This is a genomic window from Roseiconus nitratireducens (assembly GCF_008629675.1).
Taxonomy (GTDB): domain Bacteria; phylum Planctomycetota; class Planctomycetia; order Pirellulales; family Pirellulaceae; genus Stieleria; species Stieleria nitratireducens.
In genome coordinates this window covers 347,788-367,315 of record NZ_VWOX01000005.1, presented here as the reverse complement: position 1 = coordinate 367,315, position 19,528 = coordinate 347,788, and the positions used below count along the sequence as shown (strand labels likewise).

12 protein-coding genes are annotated in these 19,528 nt (G+C 61.3%); 5 read left to right on the top strand and 7 right to left on the bottom strand.

All coding sequences use genetic code 11. The annotated features are described in order from the left end of the window. Positions 1-3 precede the first annotated feature (3 nt). Complete coding sequence (locus tag FYK55_RS11515; protein ID WP_150076542.1) at positions 4-930, top strand: putative 2-dehydropantoate 2-reductase; 927 nt, start codon at positions 4-6, stop codon at positions 928-930. 291 nt (positions 931-1,221) lie between these two features. Here FYK55_RS11515 and FYK55_RS11510 read toward each other — a convergent pair whose 3' ends face one another. Then, entirely contained in the window at positions 1,222-5,415 is a 4,194-nt protein-coding gene (locus FYK55_RS11510; RefSeq protein ID WP_150076541.1) for a COG1361 S-layer family protein, read from the bottom strand. 163 nt (positions 5,416-5,578) lie between these two features. Then, positions 5,579-7,279 (bottom strand): BBP7 family outer membrane beta-barrel protein, encoded by a 1,701-nt coding sequence (locus FYK55_RS11505; protein WP_150076540.1) that lies wholly within the window; start codon positions 7,277-7,279, stop codon positions 5,579-5,581. An 867-nt stretch (positions 7,280-8,146) separates the two neighbouring features. Here FYK55_RS11505 and FYK55_RS11500 point away from each other — a divergent pair. Next, entirely contained in the window at positions 8,147-9,355 is a 1,209-nt protein-coding gene (locus FYK55_RS11500) for a hypothetical protein (protein WP_161604446.1), read from the top strand. 12 nt (positions 9,356-9,367) lie between these two features. Here the strand turns inward: FYK55_RS11500 and FYK55_RS11495 are convergent, their stop codons facing one another. Then, a complete protein-coding gene (locus tag FYK55_RS11495) occupies positions 9,368-9,763 on the bottom strand; it encodes an acyl-CoA thioesterase (RefSeq protein ID WP_150076538.1) in 396 nt (131 codons plus the stop codon). Positions 9,764-9,852: 89 nt separating this feature from the next. Here FYK55_RS11495 and FYK55_RS11490 point away from each other — a divergent pair, with 89 nt between their 5' ends. Further along, entirely contained in the window at positions 9,853-10,851 is a 999-nt protein-coding gene (locus FYK55_RS11490; RefSeq protein WP_150076537.1) for a SelL-related redox protein, read from the top strand. Positions 10,852-10,863: 12 nt separating this feature from the next. Here the strand turns inward: FYK55_RS11490 and FYK55_RS29000 are convergent, their stop codons facing one another. The 3 genes from FYK55_RS29000 to FYK55_RS11480 all read right to left on the bottom strand — a co-directional run bounded on the left by FYK55_RS29000 (position 10,864) and on the right by FYK55_RS11480 (position 12,964). Continuing rightward, a complete protein-coding gene (locus FYK55_RS29000; RefSeq protein ID WP_161604445.1) occupies positions 10,864-11,073 on the bottom strand; it encodes a hypothetical protein in 210 nt (69 codons plus the stop codon). Between the two features lie 432 nt (positions 11,074-11,505). Beyond that, the gene (gene rnpA / locus FYK55_RS11485; RefSeq protein ID WP_150076536.1) at positions 11,506-11,880 is read right to left on the bottom strand and encodes a ribonuclease P protein component; all 375 of its coding nucleotides are present in this window, start codon (positions 11,878-11,880) and stop codon (positions 11,506-11,508) included. A gap of 91 nt (positions 11,881-11,971) precedes the next feature. After that, positions 11,972-12,964, bottom strand: a complete 993-nt coding sequence (locus FYK55_RS11480) for a DnaJ C-terminal domain-containing protein (RefSeq protein ID WP_150076535.1) — start codon at positions 12,962-12,964, stop codon at positions 11,972-11,974. A 149-nt stretch (positions 12,965-13,113) separates the two neighbouring features. On the opposite strand from FYK55_RS11480, the gene FYK55_RS11475 reads away from it, so the two are divergent. Beyond that, complete coding sequence (locus FYK55_RS11475; RefSeq protein ID WP_150076534.1) at positions 13,114-14,766, top strand: hypothetical protein; 1,653 nt, start codon at positions 13,114-13,116, stop codon at positions 14,764-14,766. A 237-nt stretch (positions 14,767-15,003) separates the two neighbouring features. Here FYK55_RS11475 and FYK55_RS11470 read toward each other — a convergent pair whose 3' ends face one another. After that, a complete protein-coding gene (locus tag FYK55_RS11470; RefSeq protein WP_150076533.1) occupies positions 15,004-16,044 on the bottom strand; it encodes a Gfo/Idh/MocA family protein in 1,041 nt (346 codons plus the stop codon). Positions 16,045-16,203: 159 nt separating this feature from the next. On the opposite strand from FYK55_RS11470, the gene mfd reads away from it, so the two are divergent. Next, the gene (gene mfd / locus FYK55_RS11465; protein WP_235908619.1) at positions 16,204-19,512 is read left to right on the top strand and encodes a transcription-repair coupling factor; all 3,309 of its coding nucleotides are present in this window, start codon (positions 16,204-16,206) and stop codon (positions 19,510-19,512) included. The last annotated feature ends 16 nt before the right edge of the window (positions 19,513-19,528 follow it).

Sequence of the window (19,528 nt, the reverse complement as noted above, 5' to 3'; positions counted from 1 at the left end):
AACATGACAAAACACAGCTACGCGATCATCGGCTCCGGCGCCCTGGGGGCCCTGTACGGATCCATGCTGGCCCGCCAGGGGCACGACGTCCACTTTTTATTGCATTCGGACTACGACCACGTCAAAGCGAATGGATTCAAGATCGAAAGTCACTGGGGTGATTTCGAATTACCGGAAGTTCACGCGCACCAGTCCGTTGCTTCGATGCCGCCGTGTGACGTCACCATTTTGGCGTTGAAAACGGTCAATAATCATTTGCTGCCGCAATTGTTGCCGCCACCAACGTCCGGTGGCGGCGCGGTCCTTGTGCTGCAGAATGGTTTGGGCGTCGAGCAGGAAGTCGCGGAGTTTGTCGGCCGGCAGCGCGTTCTGGGCGGATGCTGTTTTCTGTGTAGCAACAAGGTGGGGCCCGGGCACATCAAGCATCTGGACTACGGGCGGATCGTTTTTGGCCCCTTGGAATGCAACTCGCAAACGATCGGTTTGGCCGAGTCCATTTGCCGGGACATGACGGAGGCCGGAATCGAAACTCTAACTTCCGAAGATCTCAATACCGTCCGCTGGCGCAAGCTGATGTGGAATATCCCTTTCAACGGTTTGTCGGTCGCATTGAATGCTTCGACGGATAAGTTGGTCGGAGATGAGGATGCGGTCCGGCTGGTACGTGACATCATCACGGAAGTCCATGCGGCGGGTTCAGCATGCGGAGCATCGATCGGAGACGAATGGATCGAGAAAACGATCGACCACACGCGTCAGATGGTTCCCTACGATAGCAGCATGCGGTTGGACTACCTGGCCGGCCGTCCGATGGAACTTCGAACGATTCTGCGAACGCCGATCGACACCGCGGCGGCGGCCGGCGTTGCCATGCCGAAGACGTCAATGCTGTATCAAGAGCTTTGCTTTCTGGAACGCAATCGAGATTGAATGGGCGTCTGGAAAAGGGGACGGCGTCTGGAAAAGGGGACGGGGGTCAATAGCCGGAACGGCCCTTCTGGTGCTTTGCACTATTGACCCCCGTCCCCTTTTCCTAGCACTATTGACCCCCGTCCCCTATTTCCTCGCATAAAAAAACGCACGGCCTTCCCCCCGAAAGGCCGTGCGTCTCGCAGTTCCTTGCTTGATCCAGACCGGTTTTTCCGAGGGCCGTCTGTCGGTCGCGTTTCAGTTCTTCACCGGCTCCCTGAGAAACGCGCCGCGGCCACTCGGTTGACCCGGTCAGGACGATGCAAGGAATCGTCGCTTCGATAGTCGCTCTTCTAGTTCGGCAAAATTGAAATCGATGGCATCGGTGTCCACGCCAAGTTCCAGATCCGTGAACGCGTTGTCGACCGCCGTGGCCGTGGCACCGGTGCCGACGGTTTCTTGTCCGCTGCGGAATCCGTCCGGCTGAACCTGATCGATGCGATAGGTCCCCGCGGGAAGTTGGTCGAATTCGTACACCCCGTCCGCATCGGTGGTGACGACACGGTTGATCTGATTGCCTTGGCTGTCGGTACCGCTGAGCCGAAGTTCGACTCCCTCGATGCCTTCTTCGCCGGAGTCCTGGACGCCGTTGTTGTTGCTGTCAACGTAGACGGTTCCGGAGATCGTGCTGGTGACGGGATCCACCGTGGTGGCGGCGGAGGCCGAGTTGTTGGCGGTACTGGATTCCGTCGTTGCGGTCGTCACGGCGACGTTATTCGTCAGCGTGCCGGTGGCGTCCGTGTCAATGGTGCCGGAGACCGTGAACGTGAAGCTTTCTCCCGGAGCCAGGTCTCCACCGTCGACGGTGATCGTCCCGTTGCTGACGGTCAGCGCTTCGTCGTTCGGGCCCGTGCCGCTGACGAAATTGAAGTCGGCGGGCAGGGTATCCACGGCTTCGGAGTCAATGGCGGTGGAGACGCCGTCATTGGTTACCGTGATTGTGTACGTCAGCGTCTCCCCGATTTGGGCTGCCGTTTCATCGACGGTTTTCGTGACGGTCAGGTCCGCAATCGGAGACGCGGTGATCGCCGCCTGGTCGGAATTGTTTTCGGTGTCGGTTTCGCCGTCGTCGGCGGTCACCGATGCCGTGTTGGTGATGGTACCGTCGGCGTCGATGCCGACGGTGAACACCAGGGTTGCGGTCAGGGTTTCGCCATCTTCCAGCGTGATCTCCGGGAAGGTGACCGTGGAGCCGGATAGCGTTGCGGACTGACCATCCAGCGTCCCGCTGACGAACGTCAAGCCGGTCGGCACGTCATCGGTCAGAATCACTCCGGTGGCCGTGCTGGGACCATCGTTGGTCAGGTCAATCGTGTAGGTAACGTTGCTGCCGGGGTCCGGCGTGCTGTCATCGACCGTCTTGTCGATCGTCACATCGAATTCTGGCGTGGCGTCGGTGGTCGCCGTGGCCGAATTGTTTGCGGTGTCCATGTCACCGCCGTCGACGGTGATGCTGCCGGTGTTCTCGATGGTGCCGGTCGCATCCTCATTCACGCTTGCGGTGACGGTGAAAGTGCGGGTTTGACCAATCGGGATCGGATCGAACACGATCGTCACGGTTTGCATGTCCGTATCAAACCCGGACGACGTTGCCTCGGGGGCGTCGATCGTCACGCCGGTCACCCCGGCGGGCAACGCATCGGTGAAGGTGACTTCGCCGGAATCGCTGGCGCTATCGGTGTCGTGGGAGATCGTGAAGGTGTACGTCAGCGTGTCTTCGCCGGGAACGGCGGTCGCTGCGTCCACTTCCTTGGTCAAGACCAAATCGGTTGCGGTCCCGACGGCCAGGTCCAGGGTGTCGCTGTCGTTGGTGTTGTCGGTGTCGTTGTCAGTGGTGGTGACATCCACCGTGTTGCTCAGCGTTCCCGTTGCCGACGAAGCCAGGTCCACCGTGATCGTGAACGTCTTGGTCTCCCCGCTGGCAAGCGTTCCGACGTCGAAGGTCAGATCCTGGCCGGTCTGGTCGATGGTGACGTCGGTGGTGCCGGCGTCGAAGCTGACGAAAGTCAACGCGGCGGCCAAGGTGTCCGTGACCTCCACGTCGCGGGCGTCGCTCGGTCCGGCATTGGACACATCGATCGTGTAGGTCAGCTGGCCTCCGGCTGTCGCGGTGTCGGTGGTCGTCTTCGTGATCTCCACATCGACGTTGCGTTCGACATCGGTCATTTCCTGGACCGTGTCGTTGCTGGGGTTGTTGTCGTTGTTCGGCGTGGAGGTGACGGAAGCCTGATTGGTCAGCATGTCGGCGGCGTCGCTGTTGACCAGCACGACGATGTCGACCGTGACTTCGCCGTTGGCCGCAAGGTCGCCGATCTCGATGGTCAAATCGCCGCTGCCCGTCGGATCTTCCGTGACGGTGCCGCTGCCGGTGACAAACGTCGCGTTGACGAACGTGACGTCGTCGGGAAGGTTGTCGGTGGCGATGACACCGGTTGCATCGTCCGGACCGACGTTGCTTACCTTAATCGTGTAGGTGAACTGCTCACCGGCGACGACCGGCCCATCCGTATTGTCACTTTTGGTGATCTCCAGGTCCGTGTTGACCAGATCCAACACCGCGTCGTCGGTATTGTTGTCCGGGTCAACGTCCACCTCGTCACCGTCGATGGAAACCGTATTGGTCAGGTCTGCGGTTTGTCCGGTCGCGATGTCCGCCGCGATCCGAATCGAACCGGTGGCGCCAGACGCGAGCGAACCGACATTGATGCTGACGTTTTGGCCGTCGATGGTGGGCGTGAAGCTACCGAAGTCGGAATTGGTCGGGTCCAGCGTCAAACCTGCCGGCAGGACATCGGTCAGGACCACATTGGTTGCGTCGGCCGGACCGCCATTCTGGAACGTGATGTCGAAGAATGCCGTTCCACCTTCCTGCAGGTCCGAAGCGGTTTCGTCCAGGGTCTTGGTGACCTGCAGATCGATCGTTGGGACGACGCCGAAGCCGACGGTCAGATTGGTGTTGCTGTCGGTATCGCCGTCGTCAACGGATTCTCCACCGACGGTCAGCTCCACCACGCCGGTGACCAGGCCCACACCTTCGACGAACTCCCCGTTGTCGTCCCCGACCACGTCGTCGTTTGGATCGGGCACCGGATCGTTGCCGGTGCTGGTGACGAACCCGAACAGCGGTTCCGTCTCAGCGAATTCCGATTGAGGAATCACGACCACGTAGTCGCCGGGGGCCAATTCATCGAACCGGTAGTTGCCGTCGGCATCGCTGGTCGTCGACTGGATCGGAGTTTGGTTGCTCGGGTCGATCGCTCCGCCGCCTTCCGGTTCGGCGTACAGATCGACGACCACACCTTCGATTCCGGGTTCACCGGCGTCGAGCATGCCATTGTTTGTGTCCGTACCGCCTCCGGCATCTCGGAAGACGTTGCCGCCCAAGGACATCAGCTGGGTGTTGGCCAGGTTGACCGTCTGGACGTTGGAACCAAGTGAATTGAAGTTGACGAAGGTTCCGTCATTGTTGGCCGAGACGGTGATCTCGAATTCAATGGCGCCGACGTCATTGAAGTTCGGTGTGCCGGTGGCGGTGAAGTCGGCGAACGGAATGAAGATCTGTTCCTGCTCTCCAACGACGCCGGTGTCCTCGGGGATGTCGGCGGTTGCGGTCGCAAAATTGTCGGCGTCGGTGTAAATGCGGACGGTGATCTGGTCGCCAGCGTTCTGGTAGGATCCATCGATCAGGATGCCGGTGCCGGGGTCGACCGGGTCGGTCGATGCGCCTCCCGCCAAGGCGATTCCACCCAGCCCCGTCGGATCCAGGGTCAGCGAATTGTCGTCGCCGTCGTATTGCAACAGCACGACACCTTCGGATTCCGTTTGCGAACCGACCGACAAGAGGTCTGGCGGCGGATCGGTGACCACGTTGATCACGCCGATGTCGCTGGTCCGGGTGACGCTCATGTCCCGGAAGCCGCCCAGTGTTTCGGTTGCCTCCAAGGAACTGCTGTCGGTGGCGACCGTGGTGGTTGCCATCACGTCCTGGGCCGTGGTGGTGAAGTCGTCGATTGTCACCAGCAAGGCGCCGCTGTCGTCAGCGATGGTGACCGCGACCGGTCCGGGTTCCAGGATGTCACCCGCCGCGTTTTGTTGGACCACGAAAAACGTGTCCGCGTTCAGGCCCGCAAATCGATACTGACCGTCGGCGTCGGTGACCTGCGAATCGATGGCCGCCCCGTCGGCCGCGTCCAATACTCCGTTGGCGTCGACGTCGCGGAACAGTTCGACCGTGACGCCTTCCAGGCGGGTGTCGTCCGCCGTCAAGCCGTCACCGGTCAGATCGATGTAGGAGACACCGGTGATCACGCCCAAGTCGCTGGCCAGCAACTCACGTTTCGCAAGTGATTCAAGTCGGAGTGAACGTCGCGGATTCGTCTCGTGGCACGTGTTGTTGGATCGACGATTGCGACGGCGAAGTCGCTGAATCATTCGCTGCCAGACCATGGGGGTGTTCCTGTGCTGGGGTGTCGCGACCGTCGATGTTTCACGGGGAGACGTGAAACACGCATGGTGAGATGGCAACGATCGCGGGTGCGGGGGGAATAGTCTCAGTCGCTGCTATCGGCCCGCTCCCGCGAAGAATTTACCCCTGATCACGTTGTAACGATTACCAGCGATATTCCAGGCCGTAGGTGATCCCGTGGACCCAGTAGTCGGTGGTGTCCAAAGCGAACAGCGGACGGGCGTCCCCCATCGGATCTTCCAGATCCGGCGGCAACAGGTCGGGATTCAAGAGCGTCGGGATGTGTTGTCCCGGACGCACCACGTTGGACCAGTAGATGCCGGTGTAGCCGACATTCACCTTTAGGTGGTCGGTCAACTGGTAGCCCAACGTCAGATTCAATTCGGGCACGACGGTGAACTCGTCGTTCTCGTATTCCCCGATGTTCGAATTGACGGCCAGGAAGCCTTCGTTGAACGATTCCGCCGGCGGATTGTTCGGGTCGGTGATGGTCGTGTTGCCGTTGATCTTGACCGTTTGGTTGGTATTCCCCACCGCCAGTCGGATCAGCCCGTCGTAGGTCCAATAGCCGCGGGTCACACGATAATTCCAACCCAGGTCCAGACCGTTGAACTGGTTGAGCGTGGTGAATGAGTCCGTGATGTCGAAGCTGCCCGGACTGGTGCTGTCGCTGCTGACCAGTTCTTCGCGAATGCTCACGCCTTCGTCCAGTTCCAGGTAGCGGTAGCCGACGCGGATTTCCGAACGGCTGCAGAAATGGCCGTTGCAACCGCAGAACAACCAGGCCCGGCAGCCTTCATCACAATTGGTCAGCTTTCGCAGGTAGAAGCCTCCGCCGGAGAGTTGGCTGCGGACATCCACCGTCGCCGTGCCACCGATCACGCCGGGAAAGGCAATCAGTTCGGCGTCTTCATTGCCGGTCAAGGTGTTGAAGAAAGGTCGAGCCAAGATCGGCGTTCCGGTGCTGGTTCTCGAGAACCGTTCGTTTTCTTCATCCAGCTCCAGGTACTCGCCGCCCAGTCCCCAGGTGTGGCAGCGGTCCAGCCAGAATCCGAACCGCAGCCGTCCGCCGCTGAACGTGTCATCCAGGACTTCGCCATCGCCGTACAACGTCCGGGTGCCCGGCCGCGTCAGCACGCCCGCATTCGCACGCGATGTGCCCGATGGCGACGTGGTGATCAGCGGCGGCAAGTCCATGCCGTCTTGCCACATGTGCAATGCTTCGAACGAAACCCAACCGTCCTGCGGCAAGCTGAGTGTGATCGCCGGTCGCCAAGCGCGTCCGCTGGGGGCTTCGCCGCACAGGCTGCAGCCACAATCCGATTCGCAATAACCCATCGAGTCACATCCGGGTGAGTCGCAACCGCAGGGCGCACCCATCGGGGCGGCAAGCGTGGGGCCGTAACCGTCGACCACCGCACCCTCGTAGATCACGTCACCTTCGACGATGGTTTCACCTTCGATCGGGGGCGGTGCCGGCACGCTGTATTGGGCTTGGGCAATTGCACTGGTTCGCTTGGATCCGGTCGCGGTAGAACGTGCCGGGGCGCTGCGGTGCTGCGGGTTGGGGCGAAGCACGCGGGCGTTCTTGACGGCTTTCGTCTGCGGTGCACGCTGGTATCCCGCGTCGGCATCGCTGGTGCTCGTCGTGCCGGATCCCCGAGTCGGCGTCCAGCTCGCTCGGGCAGCTTGTTGGACAACGGAGCGCTGAGTGGTTCGGGAGTTCGGTCCGTCGGTGTAGCCTGACGCGGACTGCGCGGTTGCCGTCAAGGCGCCGCTCCAGCCAAACGTCAGGGCCGCGGAAAACGCGGCTGCGAGAGGGGAAAGCTTTCGAAGTGTAGGCACGGTCGTCACCAATTGAGACTCGGGGGGGATAAAACTCCTGAAAGGCCTCGGATCACGCCGGAAGCGTGTGACCTTTCGGCCGCTCCCGCAGGTCGGGGCAGCCTGAGTTTTCGGAGTGCCGCCGTGACCTCTTGGTACGGCTGGCACGACCAGTCAGATGCGATATCGACGAAGCACGAAACTGCCCTGCAGACAAAATCGGAAAAACCAGAAAAATCGTCAAAGCCGGCCCAGTCGGAATAAGTTGCCTGTTTTGTCTGGGCCGCCTGGGCGTGCGGTCGTTCAACGGCCCGGCGCTTCGCCCGGCGAAACAAACGGACGGGCCGTTGGCCCTTGTGGTTGATTGCGCCCGCAGGATCCCCGGCCCGATGGGCCCGATGGGCCGGGCTAAACAAACGATCGGGGCGTTGCCCCGAAACCGGGCAGGGATCATTCGCGGGGACAGCATTCGCGGGGACAGAGCACGTCGGACAGCACGGCGGTTTCGTTGGTCGTGCGCGTCGGATCGGGGACAGAGCACGTCAGACGATCATTCAGTCATTCGCGGGGACACGTCAGACCGGACAGGGGGGCACGTCAAACCGGGGACAGAGCATGTCAGGCAGCACACGCCTGATTCACGGGGACAGTGATTTACGGGGACAGAGCACGTCAGACAGCGCAGCCGTTTCGTTGGTCGGGCCGCAGGTTCGACGGTTTGTGCAGCCCAGCGTGTCAGGGCTGGGGCTCGCATCAATGCCATCAAAAGCCCGCAGGCGACGACTCTTGACCTCGTCCCACCGGTCTTGCTAATCGAAACGCTGAGGACGGCCTGTCGGCCGTGAATCCGAGTTTCTTGAGGCAAACGTTCCCGTTTCGGCGAAATTGGTGAATTCCTTCCCGCGTGATCTTGGTCGCTTGCTGCCAGGTCGGCTCGCTTCGGTGAACCGGCCGCGTGGCGTCGTTGCGCTGGGCGGATCCGGCGGAGCTTCGGTGCCCATTTGCGTGGCGTCCGGCTTCGTCGCAATCCTGCTGTTGACCAGCGGCTGTCGCGGGCGCGCACAGCAGGATTTGTATCACGCCAAGCTGACCCGTGAGATCCGGGTGTTGGAAGACAAGCTGTACGCGGCCGACTATCAGAACCGTGTGTTGCGAGACGAACTCCAGCGGGCGCAGCAAACCGGCGACGGCATCCAGCTGCATCCGACCGACGAGATCATTTTGGACCCGCCAGAAGATCGGACACGGAACTCGGCCGGTCAGGCCGACAAAGAGGAACTCGGGGATCCGTTCCTGGATGACGGATCCGGCGCCGCGCCAGATCGCGAATTTGGTGAGCTTCCAGCACCCCCACCACCCGGTCAGACGATGGAGGCGCCCGGCGAAGAGCCTTTGAAGGATCCCGGCGCGAATTCTGACCAGGCGAGCGGACCCGCCAAATCATCCGGCGACGAATCGCAAGAGGAATCGATTCCGCTTCCAACCCCTGACGAGAAGTCCGGTGTGGAACCGACACCGGACCCCCAACCGCCGACCGCGGACGACCAACAGGTGCCGCCCGTGATCCCCGGCGAACTGCAACCGCCCGGTAACGACGACCAGCCGCCGGGAAAAATCGAATTGCCTCCCGGTACGAAGATGTTGCGGTATCAGTCGCCGACACTGGAACCACCACCGGAACCGGATCACCTGGAGTTACACGACGGGCTGTCGGGCGGGCACCAGTTCGATGACGACAGCGACATCGACGGCCTGTACTTGATCCTGACCGTTGCGGATCCGGAAGGCAGCACGTTGTCCTTGGACGACTTCGAAGTGGACGCGGCACTGACCGTGGTGGTGCTCGATCCGAATGACACGTCGGACGACCCGCGCGTGGGACGCTGGGATTTTACCCCCGACCAGGTCCGTGAGTTGATTCGTTCGGCCCCGGTCAGCGGGATCCACATCCCGATCGCCTGGCAGGATCGATTGCCGACCGGCGATGACGTGATCGTTCACATCCGCATGGCCGCGGCCGAGGAAGAGATGCGGTGTCAGGGCCGTTTGAAGTTGGAGGAGTCCGTCGCGATGTCCAACTGGTTGCCGCGCGGTTGATTGTTCGGCAAATCATCCATTGCCGTACTGATCGAGCAGGCTTTGCGGCACCCGCTGCAGTTGGCCTTGACGGTCGATGACGCACAAGGTGACTTCGGCGGTGACCAGGGTGGTCTGATCACGCGTGATCGTGTACCCATGCAGAATCTTGCCCGCCGTGACCTTGTCGATCCGAGTGTGGATTTCAATCAGATCGTCGTAGCGGGCCGGCGATTTGTATCGGCAGTCGACGCGGGCCACGACGACCAGCATGCCTTCGTTTTCCATGTCGCGGTAACGGCCGCCGCTGGCACGCAACAACTCTGTTCGCCCCATTTCAAAGAACTGCAGATAGACGCTGTGGTGGACAAACCCCATCGGATCGCACTCGTCGTAGCGGACTCGATGGCTGATCGTGTGTTCTCGCATCGTGACTCTTTGAAATCGTTTGGCGGGCCTCGGCGACTTGACGCCGGGGCAACAGTATTCAGGGTGAAACACGTTTCCGGAACCCGAACATGCCATCTGCACCGTCCGATCAAACCGAATCGCTAGCCGCTCCACGCTGGATGTCTTGGGTACTGATTGTCGCGGGGATTTACAACCTGGGATGGGGATTGTGGGTAGTCGTGCGGCCGGACGACTTGTTCCATTGGACCGGGATCCCGGTTCCGCGGTACCCGTCGATCTGGCAGTGCGTCGGCATGGTGGTGGGAGTTTACGGCATCGGGTACGGTATTGCCGCGTCGCGACCGTATCGGCATTGGCCGATCGTCCTGGTCGGACTGCTGGGAAAAGTGCTGGGGCCGGTTGGGATGCTGTATCACCTGGTGACCGTTCCGGCCGATGCACCAGAACGTCTGCCGACGTCGTGGGTCTGGACCATCGTCGCCAATGACTTGATCTGGTGGGTGCCGTTCAGCGTGATTCTGTACCAAGCCGCTCGATCCTGGAGCGCAAGGCGGCGGAGTCAAGCGGAGGCTCAGCCGCCGGAGGTGATCAACCACCGGTTTCGATCACAACACGGCCAGACGATCGCCGAGCTCTCGCAACACTCGCCGACATTGGTTGTTTTCTTGCGACACAGCGGGTGCACGTTTTGCCGCGAAGCACTCTCGGACTTGGCGCGGCAGCGCGGCGAGATTGAGCGGGATGGCAAAACGATTGTGCTGGTGCACTTAGCCGACGATGACGCCGACAGCGATTCGGATGCGGTCTTCCGCAAGTACGGTCTGCAGGACCTGCATCGGATTGGTGATCCGGCTTGCGAACTGTACCGTGCGTACCAACTGCCACGCGGAACGTTACGCCAATTGTTTGGTCCGACGGTTTGGTGGCGTGGATTCTTGGCCGCGATTCTGGATCGCCATGGAATCGGAAAACTGGACGGCGACGGGTTTCAAATGCCGGGCGTGTTCTTGGTCCAAAACAATCAAATTGTCCGGTCGTATCGCCACCCGACGGCGGCCTCCCGCCCGGACTACTGTGCGTTGGCGTCGGCGTCCGCGGTGTCCTGATGGCTTCGTTCGTCAGTCCGACTGCGTCCGGTCCGGTTGGTGTTGCGAAGGAAACGCGTCGTTGGACGGTGGCGGCGCCCACATCCACGCGGTGAAGGTGACTCCGCAACGCATGCAACGCCAGCGAAAGCGGAGCCGCGGGATGGCCAGCAACTGGTTGAACCAGCGGGACCGAAAGCACTCATTCGGTCGATTCTGACAACGCGGACATTGAACCTTCATCACATCGTTCAGACATTGCGGAGGGGCTGAAAGACACGACGCGGCGTGTCAACGGCGTCCGCGCAGCGAGTCCAAATCGAGGCCATGGAAACCCAATCGATCTCGATCGCAACGCCGAGGCGTTCCCAGACGGTGTTGCCAATTCTAATTGGACCGCAGCGCTTTGCAGGTAGCCACACGCGATAGAGCTTGGAAAGTGCGGCACTGCCACGGTCTGGCGACGGTAGCCACATCCAATTCCTGACAAACAATGATTCTGCTTACGATGTGGCGCCGTCCAGAGAGGCGTTGTCGGAAGACCGTAGCTACGCTCGCCAGGGCGTGGCTTTCCGCCGCGATCGCAGTGCAATGAGCGGCAAGACGCTGGCCGCCGGTTCAGCCGAGAAAACCCGCGGCAGCGCCACGCGGCTCACCCAAAGTGGCGCTGTCCCGCTAACCTGCAGCGCGGCCGAGCGCCCGGCGGGTCAGACGCGGCAGCGAGCGACGAATCTTCGCCCACTGCGGCACGGCACCCTTCTTCGGGCGAACAACCAGTTCCACATTCGGCGGCAGTTCCGACTGCTGGGTGCGGAACGCTTCGCGGATCAAACGCTTCCAGCGGTTGCGCACCACCGCGTTGCCGGTCTTTTTGGGGATCGTCACGCCCAAGCGACGCTGCGGGCCGGACGACGACGCGGCGGGACGCGGCATCACGAACACGACCAGGCAGTCGTCGGCGGCGCAACCGCCGCCGCGAAGGACCCGCGTGATGGTCTGTCCGCTGGTGATTCGTTTCTGTTTCGAGAAGCCGTGGTCGCTGCGTGGCATGACGGTCGATCGCAAGGTCGGGAACCAAGTGGAACTGGGACCAGATAGAACTGAGACCAAGGGGGAATCCGACACGGGCGACACGGCGGTGTCAAAACACCAAGCCGGTGCGGAGCGTCTGCGGATTCTTCTCCGCGAACTCTTTCAAGAGTTCACGCGACGCTTCGTCGATCGCCTTTGGGACTTCGATCTGAAGTTGAACGATCAGGTCGCCGGCCGGGCCAGATTTGGATGGCACTCCCTGGCCTTTGAGACGCAACTTCTTTCCGCCGCTGCTGCCCGCGGGGATGGTCAGCGTGACGGTCCCGTTGGGCGTGGGGATGTCGACGGAGGCTCCCAGGGCAGCTTCCGAGATGGAGACGGGAAGGGTCAGTTCCAGGTTCTGTCCGTTTCGACGGAAAAAGGGATGGGGCGAGGTTTTGATAACCAGGATCAGATCGCCGCGTTCCCCGCCCGTCGGTGACGGGGCGCCCTGGTTCCGCAACCGCATTTTGGTGCCGTCGCTGACCCCGGGCGGAATGGTCACCGCCAACTTTTCCTGGTTGACATAAAATTCGGTCTTGCCGCCGCGGATGGCAAGCTCGAATGGCAATTCCAACTCGTGACGGATGTTGCCACCTTTTTGGGGGCCACGCGGGGCGGCGCGTCCGCCAGCGTGTCCACCCGTGTGGGAGCGCGTTCGCGCAGAGCCCGGGCGGGGGCCGCCGCGACCGCCGCCGCCCATCAACTGTTCAAAGAACTCTCCAAAGCCGCCTTCAAATTGGTAGCCGCCGCCGCCTCCCGCGCCGCGAGCACCAAAAATCTGTTCCAGGTCCAGCCCGTCGAATCCTTCCGGCGGCGCTCCGTGGAATCCACCCCCACGGATCTTTTCGAAATCAGCACCGTAGCGGTCGTAAGCGGCACGCTTCTCGTCATCGCTTAAGACGTCGTAAGCTTCCTGGATCCGTTTGAAGCGTTCCTGAGAATCTTTCCCGGGGTTTTTGTCCGGGTGATACTTCAAGGCCAGCTTTCGGTGCGCTTTCTTGATTTCGTCCTTGGTCGCGGTTTTCGCCACTCCCAACGTTTGGTACAGGTCTTCGGCCACAGCAGCAATGGTCTGGAGGGATCGTTCGTCTATCCCGGGTGTCTCCCGGTGAAGTGATAAACCTTGAAGTGGTAAACTTGGCAGAGTGAAAGCGAATTGGCCAGACGTAGCAAACGTCGGACCAGAACCGTGTACGACCAAAAGATCCTATGCCCAGCCCGAATTATCGACTGCTTTGGTCCGCGGCGCTCCTGTGCCTGCCCGGAGGCGGAGCGTCGGCTTGGGCTGCGGGAGGTTCCCTGACGCTGAAGTTGCAGGAGGAATCCGACGGCAAACCGGCGATCTCGCGGGTGGAGATCTTTCGCGGCGCCGCTGCCCCCGCTGGCGCGGACTCCGGCCCGGCCCGCAGCGAGAAATCGATGCCGATTCGGCAGACCGTTCCGGCGGGGATGGGCATTGTCGTCGATCGACAGGTCGTTTTGGAACTGCCCGATGGGCCCTACCGATTTCGGATCGTTCGGGGGCCGGAATATCGGATCATCGGCGGCAACTTCCTGTTGGAGAGGACCAGCCTGGATGAGAAAACGATCGACCTTCCCAGGATGGTGGACATGGCGGCCGAAGGCTGGCTAGCCGGCGACTGTTTCGTCCTGCCCTCCGACAGCAGTCTGCCGTTGCGGATGGCCGCGGAAGACTTGCACGTCGCCGCCGTCGCAGGCAAGCAGGTGGCCAAACCGATTCCGCATCGCGACGACGATGAACCGATCCAACACTCGCCGCTTTGGGTCCGCACGGACGTTTCCCACGTCGATGGGCTGGCGGTGTACGGCACCGGCGGCGAATCCGCGCCCGCGGTGTCGAACGCTGGGACCACGTCGAGTGGGGCAATCACCACGTCATTGCAACAGCTGGCTCGGGTTGCCCGCTCGGAGACCGATCAGCTTCGGGTCGCGATCGAGAATCCTTTCGCCTGGGAGCTTCCGGTGTGGTTGGCCAGCGGCAGGATTGACGGCATGTTTGTGCTGGGCGACTGGCTGCGTCTGGACAAGTCCGTTCTTTCGGTGCCCGGCGGAAGAATTGGGGAATCTTTCACTCTTGGCGAATCGACTCAGGTCGGTCGTTACGCCGAAACGGTGTACCGACACGCGATCAACGCCGGGTTGGAGCTCGCGCCGCTGGCAGGCGGTGGAAACCAGTCGGGTCGGACGCCGGTGGGCTACAACCGGTTGTACGTCACCGCGGCGGAGTCGACGTCGTCGGATGATTCATTGGAAACGCCCCACTGCCCCACCGATGCCGACGCCTGGTGGGAAGCGGTCTGGCGTGGCAGCAGCGTCGCCACCAACGGTCCACTGCTGCGGCCATTGCTCGGTGGAAAGCTTCCCGGACACGTGTTCCGAGGAAAAACGGGTCAGTCCCTGCAGTTGCAGCCGGAGTTGAATTTGACCGTTCGAGATCCGGTGGACTACCTGGAGGTCCTTCACAACAACCAGATTCACTACAGCGCGCGGCTAGACGAATTTGCTCGCCAAGGTGGGAAGATTCCTCCGATCACGGCAGAAGGCAGTGGTTGGGTGATGATCCGCGTGTTGACGCTGTACGAGGGACACTATCGGGCCGCCGTCTCGGCGCCGTGGTGGATCGAGTGGGACGGGCGTCGCCACGTCGATCCCGACAGCGTTCAATTCTTTCAGCAATGGTTGGCCGACTACGAAGATCGATTGAAACGGCTTCCCGCCGACCAACTGCAAGCCTATGTCCCGTTCGTCCAGGCGGCGCGCCGGTTCTGGGAGCACCGCGCGTCGCTGGCTCGGTCTGGCGACCAGACGTCCGGCAACGCGACCGGCACCGGACAGCCGTAGCGATCTGACGCAAGGTTCTTTTTTTTTCGAGTTGGTTCGGGGCAGCGAACACCGTCAATTCGATGCCGCTACCGTTGTCCGATCATCGCGAGCGAGACTGCGGCGACACGCTCTCCACGCTCTGGCGAGTGTGGCTACGAGCGAAGCTGGTCGCTTCGGGAATCTGGCGAGCGTGGCTACTGTTGAAAGTGGTCGCTTCGGGAACGCTTGTGCGTCCGCACGGCAACTTTTGCGACGTTACAGCGTCACGATCTTGCCGGTGCGGGCACTTTCGTAGATCCCGCAGATCACTTCGACGCTGCGGCGACCTTCGTGACCGTCCAAGATCGAAGGTCGTCCTTCATTGATTGCCGAAACGGCTTCTTCGAATAGCAAGGTGTGCCCATGATGGCCAATTGCCGAAGGGTCGGCGGCGCCGCCCCCGGTTTCGGTCTTGCCGGCCATTTCCGCGCGGACCTTCGCGTCGTCGGGATGTTCCTCGGAAAACTGCCAAGCCTTGATGTCTTCCTCTTCCAAGACCGCGCTGCCTTGGTTGCCGCTGATCTCGATGCGTTTCAGGGCGCCCGGATACGCCGTGGTCGTAGCTTCGATGACACCGAGGGCGCCGTTCTTGAATTTCAACGTTGCTACGGCGACGTCCTCCACTTCGATTCGTTCGTGAGTCATGGTGGCGGTCATCGCGCTGATCTGCTGGACGTCTCCCATCAGCCACAGCAGCAGGTCGACACTGTGGATTGCCTGGTTCATCAGGGCACCGCCGCCGTCCAGTTCCCACGTTCCCCGCCAGGCACCGCTGTCATAGTATTCCTGGCTGCGATACCACTTCACGTACGCGTCGCCCAAAGTGATCTTGCCGAAGCGTCCTTCGTCGACGGCTTTTTTCATCAGTCGGCTGGACTCGTGAAATCGACTTTGGAAGGTGACCGTCAATCGGACGCCGGCTTGATCGCATGCATCGATAATCTTGTCGCACCGTTCGGTGGTGATCTCGAGTGGCTTTTCGACGATCACATGCTTGCCGGCTTTGGCCGCGGCAACGGCCGGATCCAAGTGCGCGCCGCTGGGCGTGCAGATGGAAACCGCTCCGATGGAATCGTCCGCCAACATGGCCTCCAGCGTTGGGAACGCGGTGCATCCATGTTCGGCGGCAAACTTTTCGGTCCCCTCCATGCGGCGGCTGGTCGCCCCGACCAGGTGGGCGCCCTTGGCGTCTGCGATTGCCCGAGCGTGAAAGTTCGCAATCATTCCGCAGCCGACGATTCCAATTCCGATGCTCATGGCAGATGCACAACCAGGGGTAAAAGTAGGGGAAGAAACCGGCTCGAATTGTGGGGGGATTTTCTCCGCCTGTGAACCGCCCCGACTCGATCTTTCCGGTCTCGTACGGTCAACTATCAACTCCAAGCACTGCCCCACGCCTCCGTCCGATCCTTGAACGTGTCCGCAGCCGTCCCCCTCCAATCGGAACGCCTCCACGGAATCGTCGAGTTGCTGGACGAGCATGCTGGGGTTTCTCAGGTGATCGCCGACCAGGTCCCGGGCCAGCCGCTGGCTTTCTCCGGCGTCTGGGGGTCCCTGCGCGGGGCGTTAGCCGCGGCTGCAGCCAGGCGTTGCTCGAACATTCTGATGCTGTTGCCCCAGGCGGCCGATGCGGACATTGTCGCCGGCGATGCGGCGGCATTCGGGCTGGCCGAATCGATCGCACTACCGCTGAGCATCGGTCGATCACGCCAGACTTCGGCGGCCGATCCCGATTTGGCAGAGCGGCTGCAAGTTCTGCAGACCTTGCGCAACCGACGGGTCGACGCGGAAGAGCCGCTGTTGGTCACGGCCTACATCGGCGGGGCGTTGCAACTGGTGCCGACGCCGGAGCAGATGGCGGCGGCCACCAAGAAGCTGGCGGTCGGTGATCAAGTCGACATGGATGGCGTCCGGCAATGGCTATTGGACAGCGGATTCGCCGCAACCACGGCGGTGCAGTTCCCCGGCGAAATCGCGACCCGCGGCGGCTTGTTGGATGTGTATTCCGTCGACCAGACGGACCCCATCCGGATCGAATGGTTCGGCGACGAAATTGAATCGATCCGCAAGTTCGATCTGGGAAGCCAACGGAGCATCGAGTCGGTCCGCGAGATCGAGATCACAGCGATCGGCGCCGAACAGGAACAGGGCGAGGCGGACGACGGGGCTTCGTTGGGACCGATCACCGATTACCTGCCCGAGGATACGCTGGTCGTCGTCTGCGAGCCGCACGACTGCAAACTTTCCGCCGAATCGTTGCTGGAGCGAACCGAAGACCAATCGGGGTTCACCGACTTTCCCTCCCTGATGGCATCCATGGGCGACCTTCGTGTCGTCACGGCTGCTCTGCTGAACGAGGGCGCCGCGGTCACCGTGGACTTGCAATCGACCAGCGCCGAAGGCTTCGCGCTGGCGTTGGAAGAAACACAGCGGCGGATCGACACCGTTGCATCGGACCATCAAATCCTGGTCGTCGGAGACACGCCATCGGACAGCGAACGGCTGATGGAGTTGCTGGCCGATACCGATGCGGCGCGGCAGGGACGGGTCAAATCGGCGGTCGCTCAGATCAGCGGCGGGTTTCGGTTGACGGCGGCGAAGTCGCTGGTCTTGACCGGTGCCGAACTTTTTCACCGCAGCCCGGTTCGCCGGGGGAAGAGTCGGGCGAAGGGAAAGCCGATCACCAGTTCGTTGCAGTTGGAGCCCGGCGATCTGGTGGTGCATCTTTCTCACGGTATTGGTCTGTACCGGGGATTGGACCACATCGAGAAGAACGGCCAACACATCGAACACCTGGTGCTCGAGTACGACGGCGGTTCCAAGATCTACGTGCCCGCGTCCCGAATCGGGCTGATCCAGCGTTACGTGGGCGGGACCAAGAATCGACCCAAGCTGGCCAAAATCGGTGGCCAGTCCTGGGTTCGCCAGAAGAAAGCTGCGGAGTCCGCGGTAACCGACATGGCGTCGGAACTGTTGGAGTTGCAGGCCAAGCGGACCAGCCGCAAGGGGATCGCGTTCGACCCCGATCACGTCTGGCAACAACAGTTTGACGCCAGCTTTCCCTACCAGGAAACGCCGGATCAGGCGACGGCGATCGTGGCCTGCAAGAATGACATGGAATTGATCAAACCGATGGACCGCCTGATTTGCGGCGACGTCGGATTTGGCAAAACGGAGGTCGCCATGCGGGCGGCCTTCAAAGCGGTTACCAGCGGTTATCAGGTCGCCGTCCTGGTGCCGACGACGGTGTTGGCGGAGCAACACTACCACAACTTCTGCGATCGGATGGCCGAGTTTCCTGTCCGCATCGAGAAGCTCAGCCGTTTCTGCACAGCCGCCCAGCAACGACAAACCGTGAAGGACTTGAAAGCGGGGAAGGTGGACATCGTCGTCGGCACTCACCGCATTGCCGGTAAGGAAATCGCGTTTCCCAATCTGGGACTTGTGATTATCGACGAAGAACAGCGGTTCGGCGTCGGGATCAAGGAACGACTGAAGAACCGCTATCCGAACATCGACGTGCTGACGCTTTCGGCGACTCCGATTCCCCGCACGTTGCACATGGCCTTGGTCGGTGTCCGTGACATCAGCAACTTGGAAACGCCGCCGGCGGAGCGACGAAGTATCGAAACGGTCGTCACCCGTTGGGATGACAAACTGATTCGGTCGGCTATTGTTCGCGAACTCAACCGCGGCGGCCAGATCTTCATGGTGCACAACCGGATCGGCGACATGGAAGCCATCGCTGAAAAGGTCCGTCGGATCGCGCCGGAACTTCGCATCGCCATCGGTCACGGCCAGATGGAGGAGGGGCGGTTGGAGCAGGTCATGGTCGATTTCATCGAACACAAGTACGACATGTTGCTGGCGACCACCATCATTGAAAGCGGATTGGATATTCCCAATGCCAACACCATCTTTGTCGATGACGCCGACCATTACGGTTTGAGCGATCTGCACCAGTTGCGAGGACGCGTGGGACGCTACAAGCACCAAGCGTTCTGCTACCTGATGGTGGCGCCGCACAAACATCTGTCACCGGAGGCGAGCAAACGGTTGCGAGCGATCGAAGAGTTCAGCCAAATGGGAGCCGGATTTGCGATCTCCATGCGGGATTTGGAAATCCGGGGCGCCGGCAACTTGCTGGGAAGCCAACAAAGCGGACACATCGCTGCGGTCGGATACGAGATGTATTGTCACCTGTTGGAAGAGGCGGTTCGGCAGATCCAAAACCTGCCCCCGGCGTTGACCGCCGAGGTCGACATCGATCTTCCGGTAGAGGCCTACCTGGCACCGGAATACGTTCCGGACTTGCGGCACAAAATCGATCTGTATCGGCGGATCGCCAAGATCGAGAGCCCGGCGGAAATCGAGGCGATCCGCGAAGAGCTGGTCGATCGTTTCGGCCCACCGCCTCCGGCGGCCCTGCGGATGTTGGAATTGGCCGAACTGCGGTTGGATGCAGCCGCCTGGCAAATTGGCTCGATTACCAGTGATGCTCGATTCCTCGTTCTGAATTACACCCAGCGACGGCGGATTGAGCTATTGGCCCGCCAGGCCAAGTACCCGGTTCGGATTGTTGACCAACGTCGGGCCTACGTTCCTTTGCGGCCCCAACGAAAACCGGGAACGAAAGAACAACCGCCGAAAAACCATCCGGGCGTGGACATGGATGATCCGACCGGGGCCGGTTATTTGGCGTTGGCCCGCGGGGTGCTGGAATGACCGGCGGAGCGAGTCT